The sequence below is a fragment of the Amycolatopsis sp. MEPSY49 genome (assembly GCF_051337345.1).
Lineage (GTDB): Bacteria > Actinomycetota > Actinomycetes > Mycobacteriales > Pseudonocardiaceae > Amycolatopsis.
This window is the reverse complement of sequence record NZ_JBDLYJ010000005.1, coordinates 248205-269447: the sequence shown is the minus strand read 5'-3', so window position 1 is coordinate 269447 and position 21243 is coordinate 248205. Positions and strand designations below refer to the sequence as shown.

Genomic DNA, 21243 nt, shown 5'->3' with positions numbered 1-21243 from the left:
CACGCGTCTCGCTCGTCGCCGGCCACGAGATGATGTTTCCGGGCGTGTACCGGCGTCGTGGGATCGCCCAGCGTCCCGTTGGACCGCCGGTGGAACTGAACAGCTCTGCCCGTCCCGGGGGCCGGTCGGACTGGGGCGGGGCGGTGGCGTCAGGAGGCGCTCGGAGTTCACCTGACGCTCGCCGACGAGACCGGACGTATCGTGCCGCGCGGGCGAGGCCGGATGCGCCGCGCGAGCAAGGTTTCGGTTCGCGGCCTTCGTCGAGGCAGCGGATCTCCGCCGGCTAGCGTTCGGCGTTCCCGCGACAGGTGGGCGGAAGCCACCTACTCCTGCGGGTGCAGGACGACGCGGCCGAACGGCCGGTGCTCGGCGAGGGTGGTGTACGCGGCTTTCACCTCGGCCAGCGGGTATGTCGCGGCGATGGGTATGTCGAGGTCACCCGCGGCGGCGAGGCCGGCCAGCATGCGGAGGGCCGGCAGACCGCCGGCGTCCATGGTGCCTTTCGCCGCGATTCCGTGCTCCTTGGCGGCCTGGTAGTCGACTGCGGTGGTGATGCGTTCCGGAGGTACTCCGAGATCCAGGGCGAGCCGGACGTAGCCCGATCCGACCGCGTCGATGAAGGCGTCGATCTTGCGGCCGTCGGCGGCGTTCCGGACAGCTTCGGCGATGTCGCCGTCGAAGGGGACCGGGATGATGTCGTGCGCCCGCAGGTGGCCGGCCTTCGCGGGGTTGCCGATACCGAGCACGGTCGCGCCGGTGCGTCGCGCGAGCTGTGCGGCGGTGAAGCCGACACCGCCGGTGGCGCCGGATACGACGACGACCTCTCCCGCGGCGGGCTCGACGGCGTTGAACCCGGCCAGACCGGCCATGGGTGTGACGAAGAGGGAACCGGCGACGTCCCAGGGCAGGCCGAGCGGCTTGGCGATCAGCTGCGTTGCCGGAACGGCCACGTACTCCGCGTGGGCGGACCATTCCTGTGACCAGCCGAGTACTTCGTCTCCGGCCCGCACGTCCTGTACACCGTCACCGACGCTCATGACCACGCCCGCCAGGTCGCGGATGGGCGTGTAGGGCGCTCCGTGGAGCGCGGACAGAGCGCCTGGGTTGATGCATGACGCCTGAACCCGCACTATCGCTTGTCCTGGAGACACCTCCGGCATCGGCACGTCGTCGATCCACAATCGGTCGACTCCGCCGAAGCTGTCATACCGTACTTGTCGCATGAATTCGTTCTGCTTTCTCGTCCTGTGACTGTTCGGGGTGTCCCTGGTCAGCCGAAGTAGTGGCCCTTGTCGATGTCCTCGATCAGCCCCGGCTCGGTCGGTTGCCAGCCGAGCTGCTCGCGGGTCAGGGCGGCCGAGGCGGGCTGGTCGACCGAGAGAAGCCCGCCGAGGAAACCGAAGTCCTCGGCGGGTGCGGAAGCCACCGGCAGGTTCAGGTGGCGACCGATCGCCGCGGCGATGTCGCGGGTGGGGACGCCCTCGTCGCCGACCGCGTGCAGCATCGACCCGGCGGGGGCCTGTTCCACGGCCAGCCGGTACACGCGCGCGGCGTCCTTCACGTGCACGGCGGGCCAGCGGTTGGACCCGTCACCCACGTAGCCGGAGACGCCCTTCTCCCGTGCGATGTCGATCAGCCGGCCGATGAAGCCGTGATCACCTTCACCGTGCACCGACCGGGGCAGTCCCACGACCGACGAGCGGACGCCCCGGCGCGCGAGCCCGAGCGCCAGTTCGGCGTTGGCCGCCCGTCCCGCGGCCGGTGAGCCGGCCGGCGGCCGATCGCGCTCGGTGGCCACCTGTCCCGGTAGCGCAGGTGTCCCGGCCGTGACGACCAGCGGTTTGCCCGTGTCCTCCAGGGCGGTGCCCAGCGTCTCGATGACTCGCGCGTCCGCGGCGACCGAGGCGTCGAACCGCGCGAAATCGTGCATGAACGCCAGGTGGACGACCCCGTCGGATTCGACCGCGGCGGCGCGCAGGACGTCCAGATCGTCCAGGGAACCGCGAACCACTTCGGCGCCCGCGGCGGCGATCGCGGTGGCCGACGAGTCCGACCTGGCGAGCCCGGTGACCTGATGGCCCGCGCTGAGGAGTTCGGGGACGACCGCCGAGCCGACCCAGCCTGACGCGCCCGTGACGAAGATCCGCATGGAGAAGCCTTCCGATGAACAGTGATGAGACCAACTCCCATCATCGTACCCGGTGATAGCAGTGACTGTCATGGTCTTGATCGGGTGACGGCGCCACGCCGGCGGTCGGCCATCATGACTCCGAAGGCGTTGACGCCGCAGGCGCCGTGCACGCCGCCTCCCGGATGGGTCGAGGAGCCGCAGAAGTACATTCCCCGGACACCACCGCGGTATTGGGCGTCGCCCTCTCGCACCAGCATCTTGCGGTTGACGTTCGCGGTGAGCGACACGCGCTGGGCGAGGACGTGGTCACCGATGCCCGGCGCGTACTCGCTCCACATCCTCGCGAAGGCGGCCGGGTAGGTGCGCTCGATGCCGGTCAGGTGGTCTCCGGTCAGTCCGTCCGGGAACGCGCAGTCGGCTCCCGCGACATGGTGTCCGGCGGGTGCCTGGGCCGGATCCCAGAGCGTGTTCACCCGAACGGCACCGCACGGAGCGGGCAGCCGACCGGAACGCACGTCGTGTAGGTGGCTGACGACTTCGCGGGTGGTATCGAGGCCGATGAAGGTCTGGGCGCAGGTGTTGATGTCCGGATTGTGCGCGCCGCTCTTGTACTCGGGCGCTCGGTCGAGGCACGCCGCGTAGCTCCCGAGCAGGTTCGAACCCGCCTCCCGGAACCGGGACAGGGCCGACAGTTCGGATGCGGACAGCACATCGCGTTCCAGCAAGCCGGCACCATGACCGATGCTCGCCGCGACCATCGGGGCGGTGAGGACATCTCCGCCGCGAAGCCGTACTCCCGCGACGACACCGTCTTCCGTGAGCACACGCTCCACTTCGGACTCGAGCCGGAGATCCGCACCCGCGGCCGTCGCTGCCTCCGCCAGGGCTTCGGGTACCGCGATCATCCCGCCCAGCGGAAGCGCGCGCCTGCCGAGCAGCCAGAAAACGTAGCCGAGCAGACCCACGTCCCCGCCCGGCTCGTCGAGGTCGCCGGAGAACTCCGCGGCGAGCAGGTAGAACAAGGTGCGGACTTCGTCGGTTTCGAAGAGCCGGTCGATCAGGTCCCGCGCGGAAAACCGCCCGAGACTCTCCGGATCGACCAGGCCGCGGAAGGCCGTCGAGATGCGGTCGAGATAGGCGGCGAACTGTGTCGCGCGGGGCGAGGAGAAGAACAGCCCGGACAACGCGGGCGTGAACCGGTCGGCAATGGCCTTGCAGCGTTCGTAGGTCGTGGCGTCACGAGCCGAATAGCGGGAAAGCGAACCGCGCGTCTTCTTCTTGAGGTCACGACGGTAGATGATCACCGGCGGCCGGCCGTCCCGGAAGCACAGGCCGTGCTGTGCTTCCGGGACGACGGGGGGGGTGGTGATCGCCCCGCAGGCGGGGTTCTCCTGCCGGGCCGCGAGGTCCTGATAGGACAGATAGTTGGCGTGGGGGTGGACGAAGAAGCCGGGCAGCAGCGGTTGCTNGGCCGTGCTGTGCTTCCGCCACGACGGTGGGGGTGGTGATCGCCCGGCAGGCGGGGTTCTCCTGCCGGGCCGCGAGGTCCTGATAGGACAGATAGTTGGCGTGGGGGTGGACGAAGAAGCCGGGCAGCAGCGGTTGCTCCGTGGTCGCCTGACCACCGACGCGGTCGCTGCTTTCGACGATCACCGTGCGAAGGCCGGCGGTCGCCAGGTTCAGTCCCAGGGAAAGACCGTTCGTGCCGGCACCGACGACGATGGCGTCGTACACGGCGGGCCTCACGTCCTGGGACCGATGTACCGGCGCATGATCCGGTCGATCTGCGGCCGCGTCGCGCGGGAGTACTGGGTGTCCGGGTAGAGGTAGAGGAAGCCGTGCCCCTGGTGCGGGCCCTCGAACAGGTGCACGCGGACGCCGGCTTCACGCAGCCGGTTCACGTACGCCATCGTCTCGTCGTGCAGGATTTCCCATTGGCCGACCCAGACGAGGGCGGGTGGCGCGCCTTTCAACGAGGGAGCCAGGATCGGCGAAGCCTTCCAGCTGTAGGAATTCTCGCGCACCGCGAGATAGTTCTGGCTCACGAAGTCCGCGTCGTCCAGCCGAAGGCCGTAGCCGTTCGCGAACTCCACATGGGACTGGTAGTTGTTGCGCATGTCGCAGGCCGGTGACCAGAGGAACTGGATCACGGGCAGCTTCTCCCCGGCGTCCCGGGCCATGAGGGAGATGACCGTGCCGATGTTGCCGCCCGCGCACCCTCCGCCCACGCCGATGCGCGAGGGGTCCAGCCCCAGCTGATGACCGTGCCGGCCGAGGTAGGTGAGCGCGGCGTAGCAGTCCTCGATGGCGGCGGGGAACTTGTGCTCCGGAGCGATCCGGTAGTCCGGCCGGACCACCGCGCATCCCCAGTCCAGGACGTGCTGCCCCTCTTCGGCGTCGTGGTATTCCATGCCGTTGCCGAAGTTCCACCCGCCTCCGTGGGTGCTGAGGTAGACGCCGACCGGCTTCTTGACACCTTCGGGCATCCAGATCCGGGTCGGGATGGGGCCGGCCGGCCCCGGGATCTCGATGTTGCGGGCGGTCACGCCGGGCGGGACGATCGCGTTCTCCGGACGCTTTCCGCCGGCGCGGATCGCGTCGATGCCGATCTGCCGCAGCGGTGGTTGCGCGGCGACCCGGTCGTAGATGGCGCGCATCTCGGGTTCGACCTCGGCCATCCGTTGCGCGCGCAGCGCTTCGTAGTCCTGGGCGAGCGGGATGCCGGGCAGGTTCAGGGGCAGCGCGTCGCCGGTTTGGGCTGCCGACGCCGTGTTGCTCCCGAACGCCGCTGTCGTCGCGAGCAGCCCGGCGGCCCCGGCGCTCACGCCGAGGAAGCCGCGGCGTCCGATACCGGGTGTTTTCTCTTCGCTCATCACGATCCTCCGTGTTCGGTGTGCTGCGGTGGGAGTTCGCCGGGAGCCGCGCCGCGGACCCGGTCGAGCAGGGCGGCGGGGTCGGCCTGCTCGGCGTGGCCGCGCCAGGCGACGTGCTGGTCGGGCCGGACCAGGAGCTGCTCGGCACCGAACAGCCCGGGCAGGTCGGGGCGGTGCAGGGACAGCCGGGTGAGGGGCAGGCCGCGTTCGCGGGCGGCCGTCTCCCACCCGGGGCCGGCGGGTGTGCCGAGCTCGATGAGGGTGAATCCGGGGCCGAGCGCGTCGTAGAGGGAGCGTCCGGGGCCGAGCCACAGGTGCGGGAGGCGGGCGCCCGGCGCGGCGGACGGGCGGTAGTGCTCGGTGGTGGAGTCCGGAGCCGGCCCGTCGTCGTCCACGATGAGCGGCGACCCGCGATAGCGGGCGCCCAGCACGAACCCGAGCGTGTAGAGCTCGGCGGTCTTGGCCCGCCGGATCGCGGTGGCGGCGCCGGCGCGAGCGTGCTCGCCCGCCGGGCCGTCGTCGTCGAGATCGGGGTGGGCCAGTTCGCCGGTGAGCACCCGCATGTTGCGCTCGGCCTCGGCGATGGTGCGCACGGCCATCGGACGGCGCTCGGTCTGGTAGGAGTCCAGGAGCCCGGGCCCGCCCCAGCCGGCGACGACGGCGGCGAGCTTCCAGCCGAGGTCGGCGGCGTCGCCGATGCCGGTGTTGGCGCCGAAGCCGCCCCAGGGTGGGTTGAGGTGCGCGGCGTCGCCGAGCAGGAAGCAGCGGCCGGCGCGGTAGTCGTCGGCCACCAGCATGCGCGCGGTCCACGGGTCGCACGCGAGGACCTCGACCGAGTGCGCGGTGCCGATCATGGTGGTGAGGGCGTCGCGCAGCCAGTCCGGAGACGGCTCGGCGGGCGCGCCGAGGATGATCGCCCACCAGGTTCCGGCGGTGTCCAGCGGTCCCATCAGGCCGTTGACCCGGTCGTTGACGATCCAGTACTGCACGGCTCGGCCGTGGGGGTGGGCGGCGCCGAGCCCCGGCGCGCGGAAGGTCGTCTGGAGGTTCTGGATCTCGTGACTGCGGCCGGAGAGCGTGCTGCCGAGCAGGCGCCGGACGGTGCTGCGCGACCCGTCCGCTCCGGCGAGGTAGCGGCCGCGAATCCGGAGTTCCTCGCCGTCGGGGCCGGTGGCGGCCGCGGTGACGCCGTCGTCGTCCTGTTCGAGGCCGGTCAGGGTGGCGCCCCACAGCGGAGTGACGCCAGTGCGGCGCTTCAGCGTGCCGCGCAACGCTTCTTCCAGCCGGTTCTGGGCGCACCACTGCGCGGGTTCGGCCAGTTCGGTGGCGGGAACGTCGGACAACGCGAAGATCTGGTCGAACCGTTCGATGCGGTATCCGGTGAGACTGGTGGCGAACACCGCGGAGTCCGCCCAGCCGAAAGGCAGCCCCGAGGCGGCCCGGATGTCGCCGGCGACGCCGAGACGGCGGAAGATCTCCATCGAGCGCGGGTTGACCTGCTTGCATCGCGGCGAGCCGCTGTCGGGGGCTTCGCGGGACTCGACCAGTACACATCGGACGCCGCGGGCGCCCAGTTCGTGGGCGAGCGTCAGGCCGACGGGTCCGCCGCCGACGACGATGACGTCGGTCTCGTAGTGGTGGTTCACGCTGCTGCTTCCTCACTGTGAGCCCGGATTCGCGCGCGTGCCGGCAGCGCGGCGATGACGAGCGCACCGGCGACCGCGGGGACGACGAAGGCGTAGAAGCCGGCGTCGGGAATCGTGATGAGGACCGTGACGGCGGCGAGGTAGCTGGGACCGGCGATCGCGCCGAGCCGCCCGACCCCGAGGCTGAATCCGAGGGCGGTGCCGCGGATCTGGGCCGGGTAGAAGCGCGCGACGTAGGTGTTGACGAGGTTCTGGGTGCCGAGCGCGCCGAGCCCGGCGAGCGCCGACATGGCCAGCAGCAGCCACCGTGGTTGCGGCGTGCTGAGCGTGAGCATCGCGACGGCGGCGAGGAGGAAGCAGGTCACCGTGACCGGTTTGAGGTATCCGCGGTCGGCGATCGGGGTCACCACAACCGTTCCGATGATCGCGCCGAGGTTGAAGGTGATCGCGAACTCGAGTGAGGAGCTGAGGTCGTAGCCCGCGTTGACCATGAGCGTCGGCAGCCAGGTGCTCGCGCCGTAGACGAGGACCAGGCCCAGGAAGCTCGCGGCCCAGAACAGGAGCGTGGGCAGGCGGTAGCCGGGGGCGAACAGCCGGGACACCGTCCCGGCGGCGACCGGAGCGGACGCGTCGGCTTCGGTCGCGGGAACCTCGTGTGGCACCAGGCGCCACACGACGGGAGTGAGGAGCAAGGGGACCGCGCCGATGAGGAACAACCGCTGGAAGGGCAGCTCCGGGAGGACGGCCCGGCCCAGCAGGGACGCCGCGAGGCCACCGAACGCGACCCCGGTCAGGGCGATGCCGCCGAACAGGCTGCGCCGGGCGGGCGGCGCCCAGTCGGTCACGAACGCCACCACGAGCGGGATCAGCGCGCCCAGCCCGATCCCGGTGGCGAACCGGGTCGCGCCGAACAGCCAGAGCGAGGGTGCCAACGCGCTGAGCAGCATCCACACCGAGATCCAGCCGAGACTGATGGCCATCGGGGCTCGCCGGCCCCGGACGTCGCCGGCCCAGCCGGCCGCGATCGCGCCGATGGGCATGCCGAGCGCGGTGACGCTGCCGAGCAGCCCGAGGGTGGCGGGCGTCGCGCCCCACGGCTGGTAGTGGAGCAGTGAAGGCCCCACCGTGCCGAGGACGAACAGGTCGTAGCCGTCGATGAAGAGGATGCACACGCCGAGGGCGAGGCCCGCGGCGGCGCGACGGGGGGAAGGGTGAGTGGCCACGAGCGGACTCCTTTGTCGCGTGGTGGGCCGGATCCGGTGGGGGCGGTGGTCAGGGGAGGCTGTGCGCGCCGGTCATCAGGGCGCCGAGGTCTTCGGGTTTGAGGAACGACGGCGGCGGGGGCGGGCCCCAGTTGAACAGGCCCTTGGCGCCTTCGAGGGTCTCCGGGGTCCAGAGCTGGTCGTCGACGACGCAGTCCATGTCGGAGTAGTACTCGGAGAAGTTGCCGGCGGGATCCTTGAGGTACCAGAAGAAGTTGGAGCCCGCGTGGTGCCGGCCCAGGCCCCAGACGTGCCGTTCGGGGTGGTCCTCGAGCATGGTCATGGCGCCGCGGCCGACGTCGTCGATGTCGTCGACCTGCCAGGAGGTGTGGTGCAGGAACGCCACCGGCGCGCTCAGGGCGAGCACGTTGTGGTGGTCGGTGGAGCAGCGCATGAACGCGCCCGCGCCGGCGATCCGGTCGGACAGCTTGAAGCCGAGGCCGTCGAGGAAGAAGCGCTCGGTGGTGGCCAGGTCCGTGGTGCCGAGGACGACGTGACCGAGCTTGCGCGGCCGGACCGGGCCGGTCCGGCCGACACCCGGGGCGCGGGTGTTGACCCGTTCCGGTCGCCCGGGCCCGTTGTAGGGCGTCGCGGGAACGGTGGGCTGGTCGATGCGCGGAGTGACGGCGACGGTCGCGCGAACCCCGGTGGCGGGTTCCACCGCGGTCACGCTGCCTGGCGCCTGGACCGCGTCGATGCCCAGCCGGGTGAGCCGCTCGGTCACCCGGCGCAGATCGTCGTGGTCGTCGGCCCCGATGGTGAGCCGCACCAATCGCCGGACCGGGGTCTTCACCAGGCGCAGCTGTTCCCCGCCGTCGAGGGTGCGGAACGCGCGCTCGGTGGTGTCACCCGGGTCGACCGGGGTGAGTCCGAAGTCGGTGTAGTACCGGGCCGTTTCGTCGAGGTTCGGCACGCCGACGACGACCGAGGACAACCGGTGCAGTGCCATGTCAGGCCTCCTCCTGCTCGGCGACGAACGTCTGCCGCATTTCGCCGATGCCTTCGATCCAGCTGGTCAGTTCTTCGCCCGGCCGCAGGAACCGTTGCGGGTTCCGGCCTTGGCCGACGCCGGCCGGCGTTCCGGTGAAGACGAGGTCGCCGGGCCGGAGCGTGATCGTCCGGGACAGCTCGGCGACCAGCCGGGCGACGGGGAAGATCAGGTCCCGGGTGCGGCCGTCCTGCACGGTCTCGCCGTCGACGGCGCACCCGAGCCCCAGGTCGTCGCGGTCCGGCACGGCCTCGGCGGTGACCAGCCACGGCCCGACCGGGGCGAAGCCGGGGAACGACTTGCCGAGGCTGAACTGCGGCGCGGGTCCGGCCAGTTGCGAGACCCGCTCGGAGATGTCCTGGCCGATGGTCAGCCCGGCGATGTGGTCCCAGGCTTCGTCCTCGGCGACCCGGTGCGCGGTCCGCCCGATCACGGCGACCAGTTCGACCTCCCAGTCCACCTGCCCGCCCGCCGGGAGCACGACCTCGGAGTCGGGGCCGGTCAGTGCCGAAACGAACTTGGTGAACGTGGGCGGCAGGTGGTCGGGGGCGGCGAAACCGGACTCGGCGGCGTGCGCGTGGTAGTTCAGGCCGATCGCGACGATCTGGCCGGGCGCGGGGGACGGCGGGCCCAGCTGTGACCGGGTGAACGAGATCCCGGGCTCGGCCGGTGCTTGGTCGGCCCAGGAGCGGAAGCCGTCCCAGTTCTCGTAGATCGACGGCAGATCGGGCCCGAACTTGCCGTCCGACACCTGCTCGACATCGAGGCCCGTGTGGTCGGTGGTCAGCAGGACCGCGCGCCCGTCGACGTTGGCCAGCTTCATGACCGGTTCTCCGTCCGTGAAATCGAAACTATCAATCATGATTGATTGCGGCCATAGTGCCCGGTTGCGGTGCTCGGGTCAACCCATGCACTAGCATCGATCATGATGAATAGGAGGCCTGTGGCATGACCGAAGCGACCAGCGACCACATGGCCGTGCCCGGCACGCACCTCGGGAGCCGGGCGGAGTACGCCGCGCGCAAACTCCAGCAGCTCGCCGAACAAGCCGAACCGGGTGAGCACCTCGGGACGAAGGTGGCGCTGCGCGCGCTTTGCGGGGTCTCCGTCGGCACGTTCAACGAAGCGGTCAAACTCGCGCAAAGCCGGGGTTTCGTCGTGTCCCGATCCGGGCCGGGTGGCGGCATCTTCGCCGCGGAGCGCTCTCCGATCGCGCGGCTGGGCAACTCCGTGCTCGCCCTGGACGGCAGTGCCACCTCGGTCGCCGACGCCGTACGCATGCGCGACGCGCTCGACCCGCTCCTGGTCGACGACGCACTCTGGCACTCCTCGGCCACCGACATCCGCACGATGCGCGAGTGCCTCCAGGAGATGGCCACCGCGCGGGACAGCGGCGACGCCGTCGCGTTCGTCCATGCCAACTGGGCGCTGCACCGGCGGATCGCCGAGGTCAGTCCGAGCGCGATCCTGCGCTCGGTCTACGTCTCGCTGCTGGAACTGATCCAGGCGCACACCCGCGGCGTCGGGGGGACGGAGACGCAGCCCCTGCCCGAATATGTCGCTGCGCGCTATCTGCTCCACGAGCGGCTCGTCGACGCGATCGAGGCCCGCGACCAGGCCGAGGCCCGGCGGCTGATCCACGAGCACAACAACACCGAAACCGCCCGGTGAGCGGGACACCCTGAGTCACTCCGGGTAGTTCCCGGCGGCCAGGTCGTCGAGCAGGCTGGGGTGGGCGGGCTGCCAGCCGAACTTCTTCCGGGTCAGCTCGCTCGAGGCCGGCTGGTCGAGGGCGTAGACGGCGCCGGCGGGGCCGAAGTGCTCGGCGGGCACCGAGATGGCGGGCACGTCGAGCCGGCCGCCGATGGTTTCGGCGAGGGTCCGCATCGGATCGCCCTCGTCGGCGACCGCGTGCACGACCGTGCCCGGCTCCGCCTGTTCCAGGGCCAGCCGGAAGAGCCGGACCGCGTCGAGATGGTGCACGGCGGGCCAACGCTGGGCACCGTCGCCCACGTAGCCGGATACGCCGGTGCGGCGGGCGGCGGCGATGAGGGCGGAGGCGAGGCCGTACCGGTGGCCGCGGGAGTGGACCGACCGCGGCAGCCGCACGACCACCGACCGGACGTCTTTCTCGGCCAAGGCGAGCGCGTACTCGGCCGTCCGCCCCCGCCTGCCCAGGGGTGAATCGGCCAGGGGATCGGCGGCGAGGGGCGGATCCACTTCGGTGGCGAGGCGGCCGGGCACGATGGGCGTGCCGGAGGCGATGAGCAGCGCCTTTCCGGTCCCTTCGAGGGCGGCGCCGAATGTCTCGACGGCCGTCGCCTCGTCGGCGACCGACTGCGCCATGTCGGTGCCGTGGTTGAACGCGACGTGGATCACCGCATCCACCTCGCCGGCGCCTGCGAGCAGAGTTTCCGGGTCGGTGAAATCGCCGCGAAGCACGCTGGCCCCTGCCGTGGCGACTTTCCGCGCGGCGGCGTCGGAGCGGACCAGGCCCAGGACCTCGTGGCCTCCGGCGATGAGCTCGGGGACGAGCCGGGAACCGATCCCGCCGCTTGCCCCGGTGAGGAACACCTTCATGGCGACGACCTCCGTGATAGCAGTGACTGCCATCAGCGTAGCACTGCAATAGCAGTCACTGCTATCGCCTAGACTCGCGGTCATGGGCCGATGGGAACCGAATCCGCGGGGCAGGCTGGCCAAGGCCGCGGTCGAGCTGTTCGCCGCCCAGGGGTTCGACGAGACCACCGGGGCTCAGATCGCCGCGCGCGCCGGAATGCACGAGCGCTCCTTCTTTCGCCTGTTCCCCGACAAGCGTGAAGTGTTCTTCCACGCCGTGGAAGCGGCTCAGCGGGAGGCTGTCGCGGTCATCGCCGGCCTGCCAGAGGGAGCCACTCCCGTCGACGCCGTCGCCGCCGCCTTGGAGCAGCGGTGCGCGATCATCCAGGAGTACACGGACGCTGCCCGGGTCCGGCACAACCTCGTGTCGGCCAACGCCGAGCTGCGCGAGCGCGACTTGAGCAAGCACGCCGAACTGGCCGCCGGGATGGCCGAAGCGCTGTGTGAGCGCGGCACGCCGGACCCGCTCGCGAAGCTGGTCGCGCACACCGCGGTCGTGGTGTTCCGGCTGGCCTTCGAGCGCTGGATCACCGACCCCGAGCGCCAGGACCTGCCGGCGATGTTCCGCGACGGCCTCGGCGAGCTGGCGTCGGCCCTCGCTCCGCGCCTCCGCTCAGTGTGAGCTGCCGGCCGCCGTCGCTAGTCGGTCCGCGCGAGGCCCGCGAGGAGCAGGTCGATCATGCGCCGCGCCTGGTAGCCCGGGAACGTGTCGGCTCCGATGCAGAGGTTGCCGACGCCGAGCATCAGGTCGAAGGCCCGGATGTCGTCGCGGGTCCGGCCGGTCGTGGCCGCTGCCTTCAGCAGCCGGTCGAGAACGGGCAGCAGGCGTTCGACGAACTCGGCGTGCAGGCTCTCGAATCCCGCTTGATCGGAGCGTAGTGCCTCGGCCAAGCCGTGCTTGGTGACCAGGAAGTCGGCGAACCGGTGGACCCAGTTCCGCAGGGTGTCCTCCGGGGATTCACCGGCCGCGGGCGTGGTGGCCGCGAGCGCGTCGACCTGGTGCCGGAAGACGGCGACGACCAGGTCCGCGCGGGTGGGGAAGTGCCGGTAGATGGTGGCGATGCCGACGCCCGCTTCGGCGGCGATGTCCCGCACGGGGGCGTCGACCCCCGTGCGGACGAACACGGTGGCGGCGGCGTCGAGAAGTGCCTGCTCGTTGCGGCGAGCGTCGGACCGCTTGCGTCGGTTGCCGGTTGTGCTCATCCGGGATGTCTTCTCCCTCACTGGTAAGCGGATCATTGTTCCGCTATGTTGATGTGGAACACGGATCCGGATATCTCATCTTCGCACAGGAAGGTCCCTCCTCATGAACCACTCGACGACCCCGGTCCTCTCGGTCAGCCCGGTCACGCTCGCGGCGCCCGATCGCGGACAAGACCTGCAGGTGCGAGTCACCGCGCCCACCGCGGGCCGTGACCTGCCGGTCATCGTCTTCTCGCACGGCATGACCTTGGGTATGGACGACTACGCACCGCTCGCCACCTTCTGGGCCGCGCATGGCTTCGTCGTGATCCAGCCCACGCACCTCGACTCGCTGGGGCTCGCCCCCGACGACCCCCGTACCCCGTTCATCTGGCGCATCCGGACCGAGGACCTGACCGGCGTTCTGGACCAGTTCGACGCCGTCGAAGCCGCGGTGCCCGGGCTGGGCGGGCGCGTCGACCACGATCGCGTCGCGGTCGCCGGGCACTCGTGGGGCGCGCAGACCGCGAGCACGCTGGCGGGCGCGCGGGTGATCGGCGCCGACGGCGCGCCCGGGGAGAGCCAGGCGGACTCCCGGGTCGGGGCGGCGGTGCTGTTGTGCCTGCCCGGGACCGGCGGAGCCGACCTGAGCCCGATGGCCGCTCAGTACTTCCCTTTCATGAGCCCGGATTTCGCCGAGCTGAAGACGCCGAGCCTGATCGTTGCCGGCGACGCCGACCAGTCGCCGCTGACGGTGCGCGGTCCGGACTGGTTCACCGACGGTTTCCGGCTCGGCTCGGGCGCCACTGATCTGCTGACCCTCTTCGGTGCCGAGCACGGGCTCGGCGGCATCCAGGGCGCCCACGACACCCGGACCACCGACGAAAGTCCCGAGCGTGTCGCGCTCGTCCAGCGGGTCACGCTGGCGTACCTGCGGACGGCACTGGGTCTTGACGCCGCGGCGTGGCCGGAAGCCCGGGCAGCCCTGGCGGCGAGCGGCGAGCCGCTGGGCAGGATCGACTCGAAGTGACCGGCCGGCACTCGCCACGCTCCTTGTCCACAGCCGAGGAACGATGATGACGAGGACGCACCCACCGTTCGATCCGGAGCTCGCCGCGGTGCTGGCGGTCGTGCACGAGCACCTTTCGCCGAGCATCACCGCCGAGGACATCGAGGAACTGCGGGCCAGCCCGATGTTCGCGGCAGCGGGGGAGGATCTGACGCGCGATGGCACCGTCGAACTGCGGAACGTCTCCGTGCCGGGCCCGGCCGGTGCTCCTGACGTTTCGCTGTTGGTGCTCAAGCCCGTCGGCCCTCGACTGGGCCGTCGGCAACGGTGCCGTCGTGGTGTCGGTGGAGTACCGGCTGGCACCCGGACCGGATCGTCATCACCGGGGCCGGCGCCGGTGGCGGGCTCGCGGCCGGTGTGGCACTGCTCGCCCGCGACCGCGGCGGGCCCCGGCTGTTCGGCCAGGTGCTCATGTGGCCGATGCTCGACGACCGGCTCGTCACGCCGAGCAGCCGGGAACTCGACGGCGAGGGCATCTGGGACGCCACCAGCAACCTGACCGGATGGACCGCGTTGCTCGGCGAACGCCGGGGCAGCGCCGACGTCAGCAGCGGCGACCCGGTCCGCCTGGATCCGGCGGCTCCTGGCCGCGGGGTGACGAGCCGGAGGTGGAGATGGGCCGTGCCGGGCCCATGGGCGCCGACCTACCGGGATGCGTCGGGATACGCGGCGGTCGCGCGGATTTCCACGAGCAGACCGGGGCTGGCCAGGCCGCTGACGCCGATCATGGACCAGGCCGGGTAGGGCGGCTTGATCAGGCGCTGCTTGGCCTCGCTGAAGCCGGGCAGGTGCTGGTGGATGTCGACGTGGTAGCTGGTGACGTCGACGAGGGCCCTCAGGTCGAGGTCCTCCACGTGGAGGATCTCTTCGATGCGGCGGATCGCGGCCTCGGTCTGTTCCTGGATACTGTCCGGAATGGATCCGTCGCTGCGGCGGCCGATCGTTCCGGCGATGAACAGCAGGCCTTTCGCGCGAACCGCGGCGGAGTAGCCGAAGCGCGCGAAGGCGTTCCTGGTCTCTCCGAAGACTTCGGAGTTCTCCGGGATCTCTACGGTGCCGATGGTCATCGTGGTGTTGTCCCTTCCTTGTCGAGTCAGTTGCCCCAGCGAGAGGAACGGCAAGCGTGTTCCAACCGGGTCCGGCCGGAGGTCTCGCGTTCGCGGAGGAACTCTCCGGGAATCGCGTAGCGCGGCGCGTTCGCCGGGTTCTTCGCGGCTTGCGTGACGATCGCGTCGGTGAGTGAGCGGATCATGTCCAGCCGGGGGTAGGCCGTGTGGATGGCGTCGGCCTGCTCGTCGGTGATGGCATCGAGGTGGTCGGTTCCCAGCGGTCCGCCGAAGTCGACGGCGACGCCTTCGCGGACGAGCACGCACAGCGTGCCGCGGCGTTCCGCGATGCCGGACGAGGTGTGCAAGGCGATGGCCTGCCAGACCGCGTCGGCGTCGGCCGCGGGGACTCCGCGCGCGGTGAGGAATTCGGCGGCCCGGTCGGCGCCTTCGACCTCGAACCGCTGACGATGGGGGCCGTCCGGCGCTACGCCGAGGTCGTGCATCGCGCAGGCGGCGAACAACAGATCGTCGTCGTACTCGTCGGCGGCGAGCAGGCCGAGCCGAGCAGCCACCAGCCGGGCGAACAGATAGGTGCGGATGCTGTGGTTGAACACGGACGGCGTTTCGAGCGGCTGGATCAGGTTCACGACGGCCGTGGCAAGTGGCGTGCGGGGCAGCGCGGTCAGGTCGGCGGGAGTCGGTCCGGTCATGCGCTCCAGGGTGTTGGCCACGGTCCTGACCTGGTGAGTGGCAAGTTTGCCATCTTTCGATAGGATCTTGCCATGCATCGAGTCGCGGTACTGGCGCTGGACGGGATCACCCCGCTCGACCTCGCCATACCGGCGCAGATTTTCACCGCGCGGCCGGAGACTCCCTACGAGATGACGGTGTGTGCGCTCGAGGGGAGGGCGGCCACCACCGCGGGCTTCGCTCTGGACGCCGGCGGGGATCTGGCGCAGGTGCGCGCCGCTGACACCGTGATCGTCCCCGGCTATGAGCCACTTGTGAGACCGCCCGACGCCGTCGTCGAAGTGCTGGCCGAGGCCCGGGAGCGAGGCAGGCGGGTGGTGTCGATCTGCACGGGCGCCTTCGCGCTGGCCGCGGCCGGCGTACTCGACGGGCTGCATGCCACGACCCACTGGAAGCACACGGACGAGCTTGAACGGGAGTTCCCTGCCGTCACGGTCGACCGCGACGTGCTCTACGTCGATGAGGGCGACGTGCTCACCTCGGCCGGGGTGTGCTGCGGCATCGACCTGTGCCTGCACATCGTGCGCCGCGACCTGGGCGCGGTGGTGGCCAACCAGATCGCCCGCGGCCTGGTCGCCGCTCCGCACCGGGACGGCGGCCAAGCCCAGTATGTGCCGGTCCCGGTAGCGGTATCCGGCGACGCCTCGCTCTCCGCGACCCGGGAATGGGCACTGCAGCGGCTCGGCGAGCCGCTCACGCTGCGCGTGCTCGCCCGGCACGCCGGCGTCTCACAACGCACCTTCATGCGCCGCTTCGCCGAGGAGACGGGCATGACCCCGCTGCAGTGGTTGCTCGGCGCCCGCCTTGGCCGGGCACGGGAACTGCTGGAATCCACCGACCGCTCGGTGGACGCGGTGGCCCGCGAGTGCGGCCTCGGCACCGCAGCCAACCTGCGGCTGCACTTCCGGCGTGCACTGGGCACCACTCCCACTGCGTACCGCCGCACCTTCGCGCACTGATCGCGATCGCGTCGCGACGTCACCCAACGAAACCCAGTGCCCGCCTGACGACATCCAATGTCATCACGAACAACTAGGGCGCGGTTGCGCGGGTCACGCAAAACTCGGCGTCGATGACAGATTTCATTGCATCACCCGAACCCCAGGGACACCCACGCAACACCTGCCAACTAGCGCCCGCCGTCACACAAACGCGGACTGGGTGAAGTTGCATCAGTCCCAACATGGCCAAGTGTGGTAAAGGTGCAGCTCAGGGCTTTGCTGATGCGGGCTAACGCCAGCGCTTGGGTGCAGCGCAGAGCGCATCGGGGGTGGCGACGTGCTGGCGGGCCCGCGACTGTCACTCGTTAGGCCGTTCGGATGGCGATTGACCTCCGGCGTAGCCGGGCATGCGGACGTAGCCCGTCTGAAATGGGGCGCCGATGAGGCTTCGTTGAGGGCGAAGCGAGCGTCGGTGTCGCGGGCTTGGTCAAAGCGGGCAAGTCCTGCCTGGAGATCCGATCTCGTTGAGGCAACGTCGGCAACCCAGTCGGCGATGTAGGTGATCGTCGGGGCGATGTTGTCGGCGGCGACATGCTCCACGCCGCCGTCGTGCTCGGTCATGATCTTCAGTTCGCGTCGGACGCTGTTGACCGCCGCGTCGTACTGGCGGCGGGCCATCTCGACCGGGACTTGGCGGTCGTTGCTGCCGTGCAGCACGAGAAACGGCATACGGATCCGCCGGCTGTCCTCGACGAGGTTCATCCTCGCGGTGAAGCGCGCCAGTCCCTCCACCGAAGTCTGGCCGAAGGTCCAGAGCACGTGCTCCCAGAAGCGCGGCACGGACCTCTCGGCCGGCGCTTCGGCGAGCTGTTGCTGACGTCGGCGCTGCAGGGCGCCCCAGTCGTAGATGGCGCCCCAGGCGACGCAGAACGCGAACCGCGGTTCGTAGGCGGCGACGCGTGGTGCGAAGTAGCCGCCCAGCGACCAGCCCGCGATGCCGATCCGATCGGGGTCGCAGTCGCCGCGGGAGAGCAGGTAGTCGAGGCACGCGGTGCCGTAGCGTTCGCTCTCGACGATGCCGGGTATGCCGCGCAACCGCAAGGATTCGCCCGAGCCGGGCTGGTCCACGATCAGGGTCGAGATGCCACGGCGGGCGTACTCGCGGGCAATTCCGGTGCCGTAGATCATCTCTTTGGTCGAGTCGAGTCCGTTCAGGTGGACCACCATGGGCGGCTGGGGTTCGTCACCGTGGGCGTGGATAAGAAGCCCGGGCAGGGAATTCTCCCGGTAGGGGATCTCGACGAATTCGCAGTTCTCGCGGCCCAGGGTGATCGCGTTGCGAAAGCTGTCCAGACCGGCTCGGTAGGCGTCGGCTCATGGCGCGTAGCCGTGCTTCTGCATCCTCTCGGCGGTGAGGAAGTAGATGGACGCGCGCCGGTGTCGCTCGGCGGCGGAGAGGTGGTGTCCTTGTGCTTCGTCGGCGTCGGCGAGGTCGACCAGGCGTCGGGCCAGCGTGCACCATGAGGTGAAGAACTCCTCGGTCGTCGAGTCCGGTCGCAGTGGCCGGCACGCTTCGTCGATCTCGCCGATGGCGGCTCCCTGGCTCAGTGCGAGGTTGAGCGACAGGTTCCACACGTAGTTGCCGGGAAAATATTCGAACATCGTCAGCTAACGGTTTCAGTGTGTCGGGGTTACCAGGATCTTGCCGTCGACCCGGCCGGTGGCCAGCGGCTCGAGTCCCCTGGTGACGAGGTCGTCGAGGCTGATCACCGAGTCGAGCAGCAGGGGTCCGAGGATGCCTTTGGCCAGGATGTCCAGTGCGGCAACGAGGTCGTCGTCGCAGACGTGCGCCACCGTCGAGTCGATCGTGACTTCGCGCAGGGCGAGGGAGAACATGTCCACCGCGGGCTTGTCCTTGGGCAGACCGACGGCCAGCACACGGCCGCCGGTGGTGACCATCCGCAGCGCCGTCTCGAACTGCCCGGGTGCGCCACTGGCTTCGATCACCACGTCGGCGCCGCGGCCGCCGGTGAGCTCCAGTACCGCGGCGACGACATCATCGTGGGCGGAGAGGGTGCGGGCCGCGCCGAGTTTCGCGGCGCGGTCGAGCTTCGGGCCGGGCAGGTCGACGACGGTGATGTCGACGTGGATCAGGTGGGAAAGGTCGGCGAGGGCGAAGGTGCCGATCGCGCCGGCGCCGATGATCACCACGGAGTCGCCGTGGCGGGCTCCGGCGCGGCGGGCGGCGTGCAGCCCGACTGCCAGCGGCTGCGACATCGCGGCCGCGTCGAGGGGCAGCCCAGCCGGAACCGTCCGCAGCGTCCTCGCCGGTGCGGCGACGTACTCGGCCAGTCCGCCTGGGGCGTTCAGGCCCAAGGTGTAGTAGTTGCGGCAGATGTTGGTGCGCCCTTCGGCGCAGCGGTCGCACCGTCCACACCAGACTCCGGCGCCCGCGGCGACGAGGGTTCCGGCGGGGAGCTCTGCTGAGCCGTCGACGACTTCGCCGACGAACTCGTGCTCGTCGACGCCTCGATCCATCGCAGGTAGTCGGCTCAGTTGCGGACGAGTTCGACGGCGGTCACCTCCGGCTTCTCCCACGGGTGTTGCTCGACGATGTGCACTTCCGGATCGGCGTAGCAGGCGTCCGTGGTCTCGAACGTCACGTTCCACTCCTCACCCCCGCCTGCTCGACGTGGTGCCGGAAGAACGACGTCACGGGGCCGATGACTGCGCTGTGGCCACGATCAACAACCAGAAGCAACAGCACGATCGGCCACCTGCTCGGCGGTGTCGTGGCCGGGTTGGATCATCGCCACGATTTGGGCGCTCGCGGGGCTGATCGCGCTCAGCGCAGCTGCCGCGAGACCCGGTCGCGATCTCACCGGCGGCCGATGGGTGGGGTGAGCCGCTGCGGGTCTGGAGGAATCTGCAGCAGGTCTGCGGGAATCCGCAGCTGCGTCGCGTCGGCTCGGTCTTACGCTCGAGGTCGGAAGGGGATGAGGCCGGTGAGCGAGGTGCTCCGAGGGTTGGAGGAACGTCACACCGCTCGTGACCTGCTTGCGGAGATTTCCGCGCGGACACCCGTGCTGGGCGGCAATCCGGGGAATTGGCCGGGCCTGACCTTCTACCGGTACACCCAGCCGGCCGAGCCGCAGTGGGAAGAGGTGCAGTCGCTGTCGCTGTGCATCATCGCGCAGGGCCGCAAGTGCGTAGTCACCGACGGGCGGAAGCATTGCTACGACCCCTTCGACTACCTCGTGCTCAGCGGGCGCCAGCACTTCACCGCGGAGATCGTGGCGGCCTCGCCGGCCCGGCCGTTCCTGTCGCTGGTGCTCCAGATCGACCCGGCTCTCGTCCGGCGGGTCTCGGCCGACATCGTCGACCGGCGAGCGACGGCCTTCGGCTCGCCGGCCCGTACGGGTACCGACCTGGCGTTCGTCACCCCGCTCGACACAACGCTGATGGCCGCCACTGTCCGCTTCCTGCGGTCCGTGGCGGCCACGGGGGCCGATCGGCGGGTGCTCGCCCCGATCTACCTCGCCGAAATGGTGTACCGGGTCCTGCAGGCCGAGCAGTTCTCTCGCCTGCTGGACCTCGCGGCCACCGAAGTGGCCCGCAACCCGGTGAGCGAGGTGATTTCGTATGTGCGGGTCAACATATCCGAGGTGCTCACCGTGAGCGATCTCGCTGAGCGTGTCTCGATGAGTCCGTCGGCGTTCTCGCACCTCTTTCGCGAGGTCACCGGAAAGTCGCCGTATCAGTTCGTCAAGGAAATGCGCTTGAATCGTGCGAGAGAGCTGCTCATCGAGGGAGATCTGACCGTCACGCAAGTTTCCCGGGCGGTCGGTTACGGCAGTGCGTCACATTTCATCAGCGAGTTCCGCTCGCGGTTCGGTGCGACCCCGAGAGCGTATTCCGATCTACGTTCGATGCGGGAGGAGCTGAGCAGTTGAGCGCTGCTCGGACCCGGAATGGCCGGTGAAGGCGATGCCCTCACCGGCCGTCGCTCATCGGGCCTGCCCGACCGGCTGCAGCACGGCGATCAACTCTTCGGCCAGTGGCGCCGACGACGCCGGGTTCTGTCCGGTGTGGAGGGTGCCGTCCACCACGACGTGCGGCTCCCACGGGCAGCCGCTCTTCTCGAACCGGCCACCGGCGGCAGCGAGCCGGTCCTCCAGCAGCCACGGTGCCCGGTCCGCGAAACCCACCTGGGCCTCTTCGGCGTCGGAGAAACCAGTCACCCGTCGCCCGGCGAAGAGCCAGTTGCCGTCCGGATCCGTCGCCGGCAGCAATGCGGCCGGACCGTGGCACACTGCGGCCACCGGCTTGCCGGCGGCGGCGAACGCCGCCACGAGGGCGCCGAACTCCGCCGACACCGCGAGATCCTCCATTGGCCCGTGCCCGCCCGGCACGAAGACGAGATCGAAGTCGGCGGCGTCGACGCTGTTCAGGTCGGCCGGCGTGGCGAGCTCGGCGTCGATTTCGGCGAGGTAGGCCCGGAACCGTTGACCCGGCTCGGGGGAGCCGCCGTTCATCTCGGGGCTGAAGCCGGCCTCGTCGGCCGTGGGGCGGACGCCGCCCGGTGTCGCGATCACGATGTCGAAGCCGTTCTCCCGGAAGATGCGGTGCGGCACAGCCAGTTCCTCGGGCCAGAACCCGCACGGGTGCCGCGTCCCGTCGGCGAGTGTCCAGTGGTCCGAGCCGGAAACCGCGAACAGTACGCGTGTCATGGA

Annotated in this window: 23 protein-coding genes; 6 read left to right on the top strand and 17 right to left on the bottom strand. The window is 70.2% G+C overall.

Features of this window, described 5'->3' with window-relative positions; all coding sequences use genetic code 11:
• Window positions 1-323 precede the first annotated feature (323 nt).
• From ABFJ78_RS24400 to ABFJ78_RS24360, 9 genes are all read right to left on the bottom strand, one after another.
• Window positions 324-1160: an alcohol dehydrogenase catalytic domain-containing protein gene (locus ABFJ78_RS24400; protein WP_436389011.1), complete on the bottom strand. Its 837-nt coding sequence runs from the start codon at window positions 1158-1160 to the stop codon at window positions 324-326.
• Between the two features lie 110 nt (window positions 1161-1270).
• Window positions 1271-2149, bottom strand: a complete 879-nt coding sequence (locus tag ABFJ78_RS24395) for an SDR family oxidoreductase (protein ID WP_436388668.1) — start codon at window positions 2147-2149, stop codon at window positions 1271-1273.
• Window positions 2150-2217: 68 nt separating this feature from the next.
• Window positions 2218-3435, bottom strand: a complete 1218-nt coding sequence (locus tag ABFJ78_RS24390; RefSeq protein ID WP_436388667.1) for a phytoene desaturase family protein — start codon at window positions 3433-3435, stop codon at window positions 2218-2220.
• Window positions 3416-3865 (bottom strand): FAD-dependent oxidoreductase, encoded by a 450-nt coding sequence (locus ABFJ78_RS24385; RefSeq protein WP_436388666.1) that lies wholly within the window; start codon window positions 3863-3865, stop codon window positions 3416-3418. The genes ABFJ78_RS24390 and ABFJ78_RS24385 overlap by 20 nt, the downstream gene beginning before the upstream one ends.
• An 8-nt stretch (window positions 3866-3873) precedes the next feature.
• Window positions 3874-5004, bottom strand: coding sequence for an alpha/beta hydrolase (locus ABFJ78_RS24380; RefSeq protein ID WP_436388665.1), 1131 nt, complete (start codon window positions 5002-5004; stop codon window positions 3874-3876).
• A complete protein-coding gene (locus tag ABFJ78_RS24375; RefSeq protein WP_436388664.1) occupies window positions 5004-6650 on the bottom strand; it encodes an FAD-dependent monooxygenase in 1647 nt (548 codons plus the stop codon). Before ABFJ78_RS24375 ends, ABFJ78_RS24380 begins: the two co-directional genes overlap by 1 nt.
• Complete coding sequence (locus ABFJ78_RS24370; RefSeq protein ID WP_436388663.1) at window positions 6647-7873, bottom strand: MFS transporter; 1227 nt, start codon at window positions 7871-7873, stop codon at window positions 6647-6649. The genes ABFJ78_RS24375 and ABFJ78_RS24370 overlap by 4 nt, the downstream gene beginning before the upstream one ends.
• Window positions 7874-7922: 49 nt before the next feature.
• Window positions 7923-8861 carry a VOC family protein gene (locus ABFJ78_RS24365; protein WP_436388662.1) on the bottom strand — a complete coding sequence of 313 codons (939 nt, stop codon included), beginning with the start codon at window positions 8859-8861 and terminating at the stop codon, window positions 7923-7925.
• Between the two features lies 1 nt (window position 8862).
• Window positions 8863-9723: a fumarylacetoacetate hydrolase family protein gene (locus ABFJ78_RS24360; RefSeq protein WP_436388661.1), complete on the bottom strand. Its 861-nt coding sequence runs from the start codon at window positions 9721-9723 to the stop codon at window positions 8863-8865.
• Window positions 9724-9848: 125 nt separating this feature from the next.
• On the opposite strand from ABFJ78_RS24360, the gene ABFJ78_RS24355 reads away from it, so the two are divergent.
• Entirely contained in the window at window positions 9849-10571 is a 723-nt protein-coding gene (locus ABFJ78_RS24355; protein ID WP_436388660.1) for a FadR/GntR family transcriptional regulator, read from the top strand.
• A 15-nt stretch (window positions 10572-10586) separates the two neighbouring features.
• Here the strand turns inward: ABFJ78_RS24355 and ABFJ78_RS24350 are convergent, their stop codons facing one another.
• Entirely contained in the window at window positions 10587-11513 is a 927-nt protein-coding gene (locus ABFJ78_RS24350) for an SDR family oxidoreductase (RefSeq protein WP_436388659.1), read from the bottom strand.
• Window positions 11514-11562: 49 nt separating this feature from the next.
• Here ABFJ78_RS24350 and ABFJ78_RS24345 point away from each other — a divergent pair, with 49 nt between their 5' ends.
• Entirely contained in the window at window positions 11563-12141 is a 579-nt protein-coding gene (locus ABFJ78_RS24345) for a TetR family transcriptional regulator (RefSeq protein ID WP_436388658.1), read from the top strand.
• Window positions 12142-12158: 17 nt separating this feature from the next.
• On the opposite strand, the gene ABFJ78_RS24340 is transcribed toward ABFJ78_RS24345, so the two are convergent.
• Complete coding sequence (locus tag ABFJ78_RS24340) at window positions 12159-12722, bottom strand: TetR/AcrR family transcriptional regulator (protein ID WP_436388657.1); 564 nt, start codon at window positions 12720-12722, stop codon at window positions 12159-12161.
• Between the two features lie 103 nt (window positions 12723-12825).
• Here ABFJ78_RS24340 and ABFJ78_RS24335 point away from each other — a divergent pair, with 103 nt between their 5' ends.
• Both ABFJ78_RS24335 and ABFJ78_RS24330 read left to right on the top strand, forming a co-directional pair.
• Complete coding sequence (locus ABFJ78_RS24335; RefSeq protein ID WP_436388656.1) at window positions 12826-13731, top strand: alpha/beta hydrolase family protein; 906 nt, start codon at window positions 12826-12828, stop codon at window positions 13729-13731.
• A 306-nt stretch (window positions 13732-14037) separates the two neighbouring features.
• Window positions 14038-14514, top strand: a complete 477-nt coding sequence (locus tag ABFJ78_RS24330; RefSeq protein ID WP_436388655.1) for an alpha/beta hydrolase fold domain-containing protein — start codon at window positions 14038-14040, stop codon at window positions 14512-14514.
• Here ABFJ78_RS24330 and ABFJ78_RS24325 read toward each other — a convergent pair.
• The gene (locus ABFJ78_RS24325) at window positions 14415-14837 is read right to left on the bottom strand and encodes a Rid family hydrolase (RefSeq protein ID WP_436388654.1); all 423 of its coding nucleotides are present in this window, start codon (window positions 14835-14837) and stop codon (window positions 14415-14417) included. The genes ABFJ78_RS24330 and ABFJ78_RS24325 overlap by 100 nt on opposite strands.
• Window positions 14838-14863: 26 nt before the next feature.
• Window positions 14864-15607, bottom strand: coding sequence for an HD domain-containing protein (locus ABFJ78_RS24320; RefSeq protein WP_436388653.1), 744 nt, complete (start codon window positions 15605-15607; stop codon window positions 14864-14866).
• Between ABFJ78_RS24320 and ABFJ78_RS24315 the strand changes: the two genes are divergently transcribed.
• On the top strand, window positions 15602-16528 hold the full coding sequence (locus ABFJ78_RS24315; protein WP_436388652.1) for a GlxA family transcriptional regulator: 927 nt from the start codon (window positions 15602-15604) through the stop codon (window positions 16526-16528). The genes ABFJ78_RS24320 and ABFJ78_RS24315 overlap by 6 nt on opposite strands.
• 213 nt (window positions 16529-16741) lie before the next feature.
• Here the strand turns inward: ABFJ78_RS24315 and ABFJ78_RS24310 are convergent, their stop codons facing one another.
• The 3 genes from ABFJ78_RS24310 to ABFJ78_RS24300 all read right to left on the bottom strand — a co-directional run bounded on the left by ABFJ78_RS24310 (window position 16742) and on the right by ABFJ78_RS24300 (window position 19048).
• A complete protein-coding gene (locus ABFJ78_RS24310; protein WP_436389009.1) occupies window positions 16742-17806 on the bottom strand; it encodes an alpha/beta hydrolase family protein in 1065 nt (354 codons plus the stop codon).
• A gap of 78 nt (window positions 17807-17884) precedes the next feature.
• Window positions 17885-18172: a hypothetical protein gene (locus ABFJ78_RS24305; RefSeq protein ID WP_436388651.1), complete on the bottom strand. Its 288-nt coding sequence runs from the start codon at window positions 18170-18172 to the stop codon at window positions 17885-17887.
• Between the two features lie 15 nt (window positions 18173-18187).
• Window positions 18188-19048, bottom strand: coding sequence for a zinc-dependent alcohol dehydrogenase (locus tag ABFJ78_RS24300; protein WP_436388650.1), 861 nt, complete (start codon window positions 19046-19048; stop codon window positions 18188-18190).
• Between the two features lie 458 nt (window positions 19049-19506).
• Here ABFJ78_RS24300 and ABFJ78_RS24295 point away from each other — a divergent pair, with 458 nt between their 5' ends.
• The gene (locus tag ABFJ78_RS24295) at window positions 19507-20463 is read left to right on the top strand and encodes an AraC family transcriptional regulator (protein ID WP_436388649.1); all 957 of its coding nucleotides are present in this window, start codon (window positions 19507-19509) and stop codon (window positions 20461-20463) included.
• A gap of 54 nt (window positions 20464-20517) precedes the next feature.
• On the opposite strand, the gene ABFJ78_RS24290 is transcribed toward ABFJ78_RS24295, so the two are convergent.
• On the bottom strand, window positions 20518-21240 hold the full coding sequence (locus ABFJ78_RS24290; RefSeq protein WP_436388648.1) for a type 1 glutamine amidotransferase domain-containing protein: 723 nt from the start codon (window positions 21238-21240) through the stop codon (window positions 20518-20520).
• Between the last annotated feature and the right edge of the window lie 3 nt (window positions 21241-21243).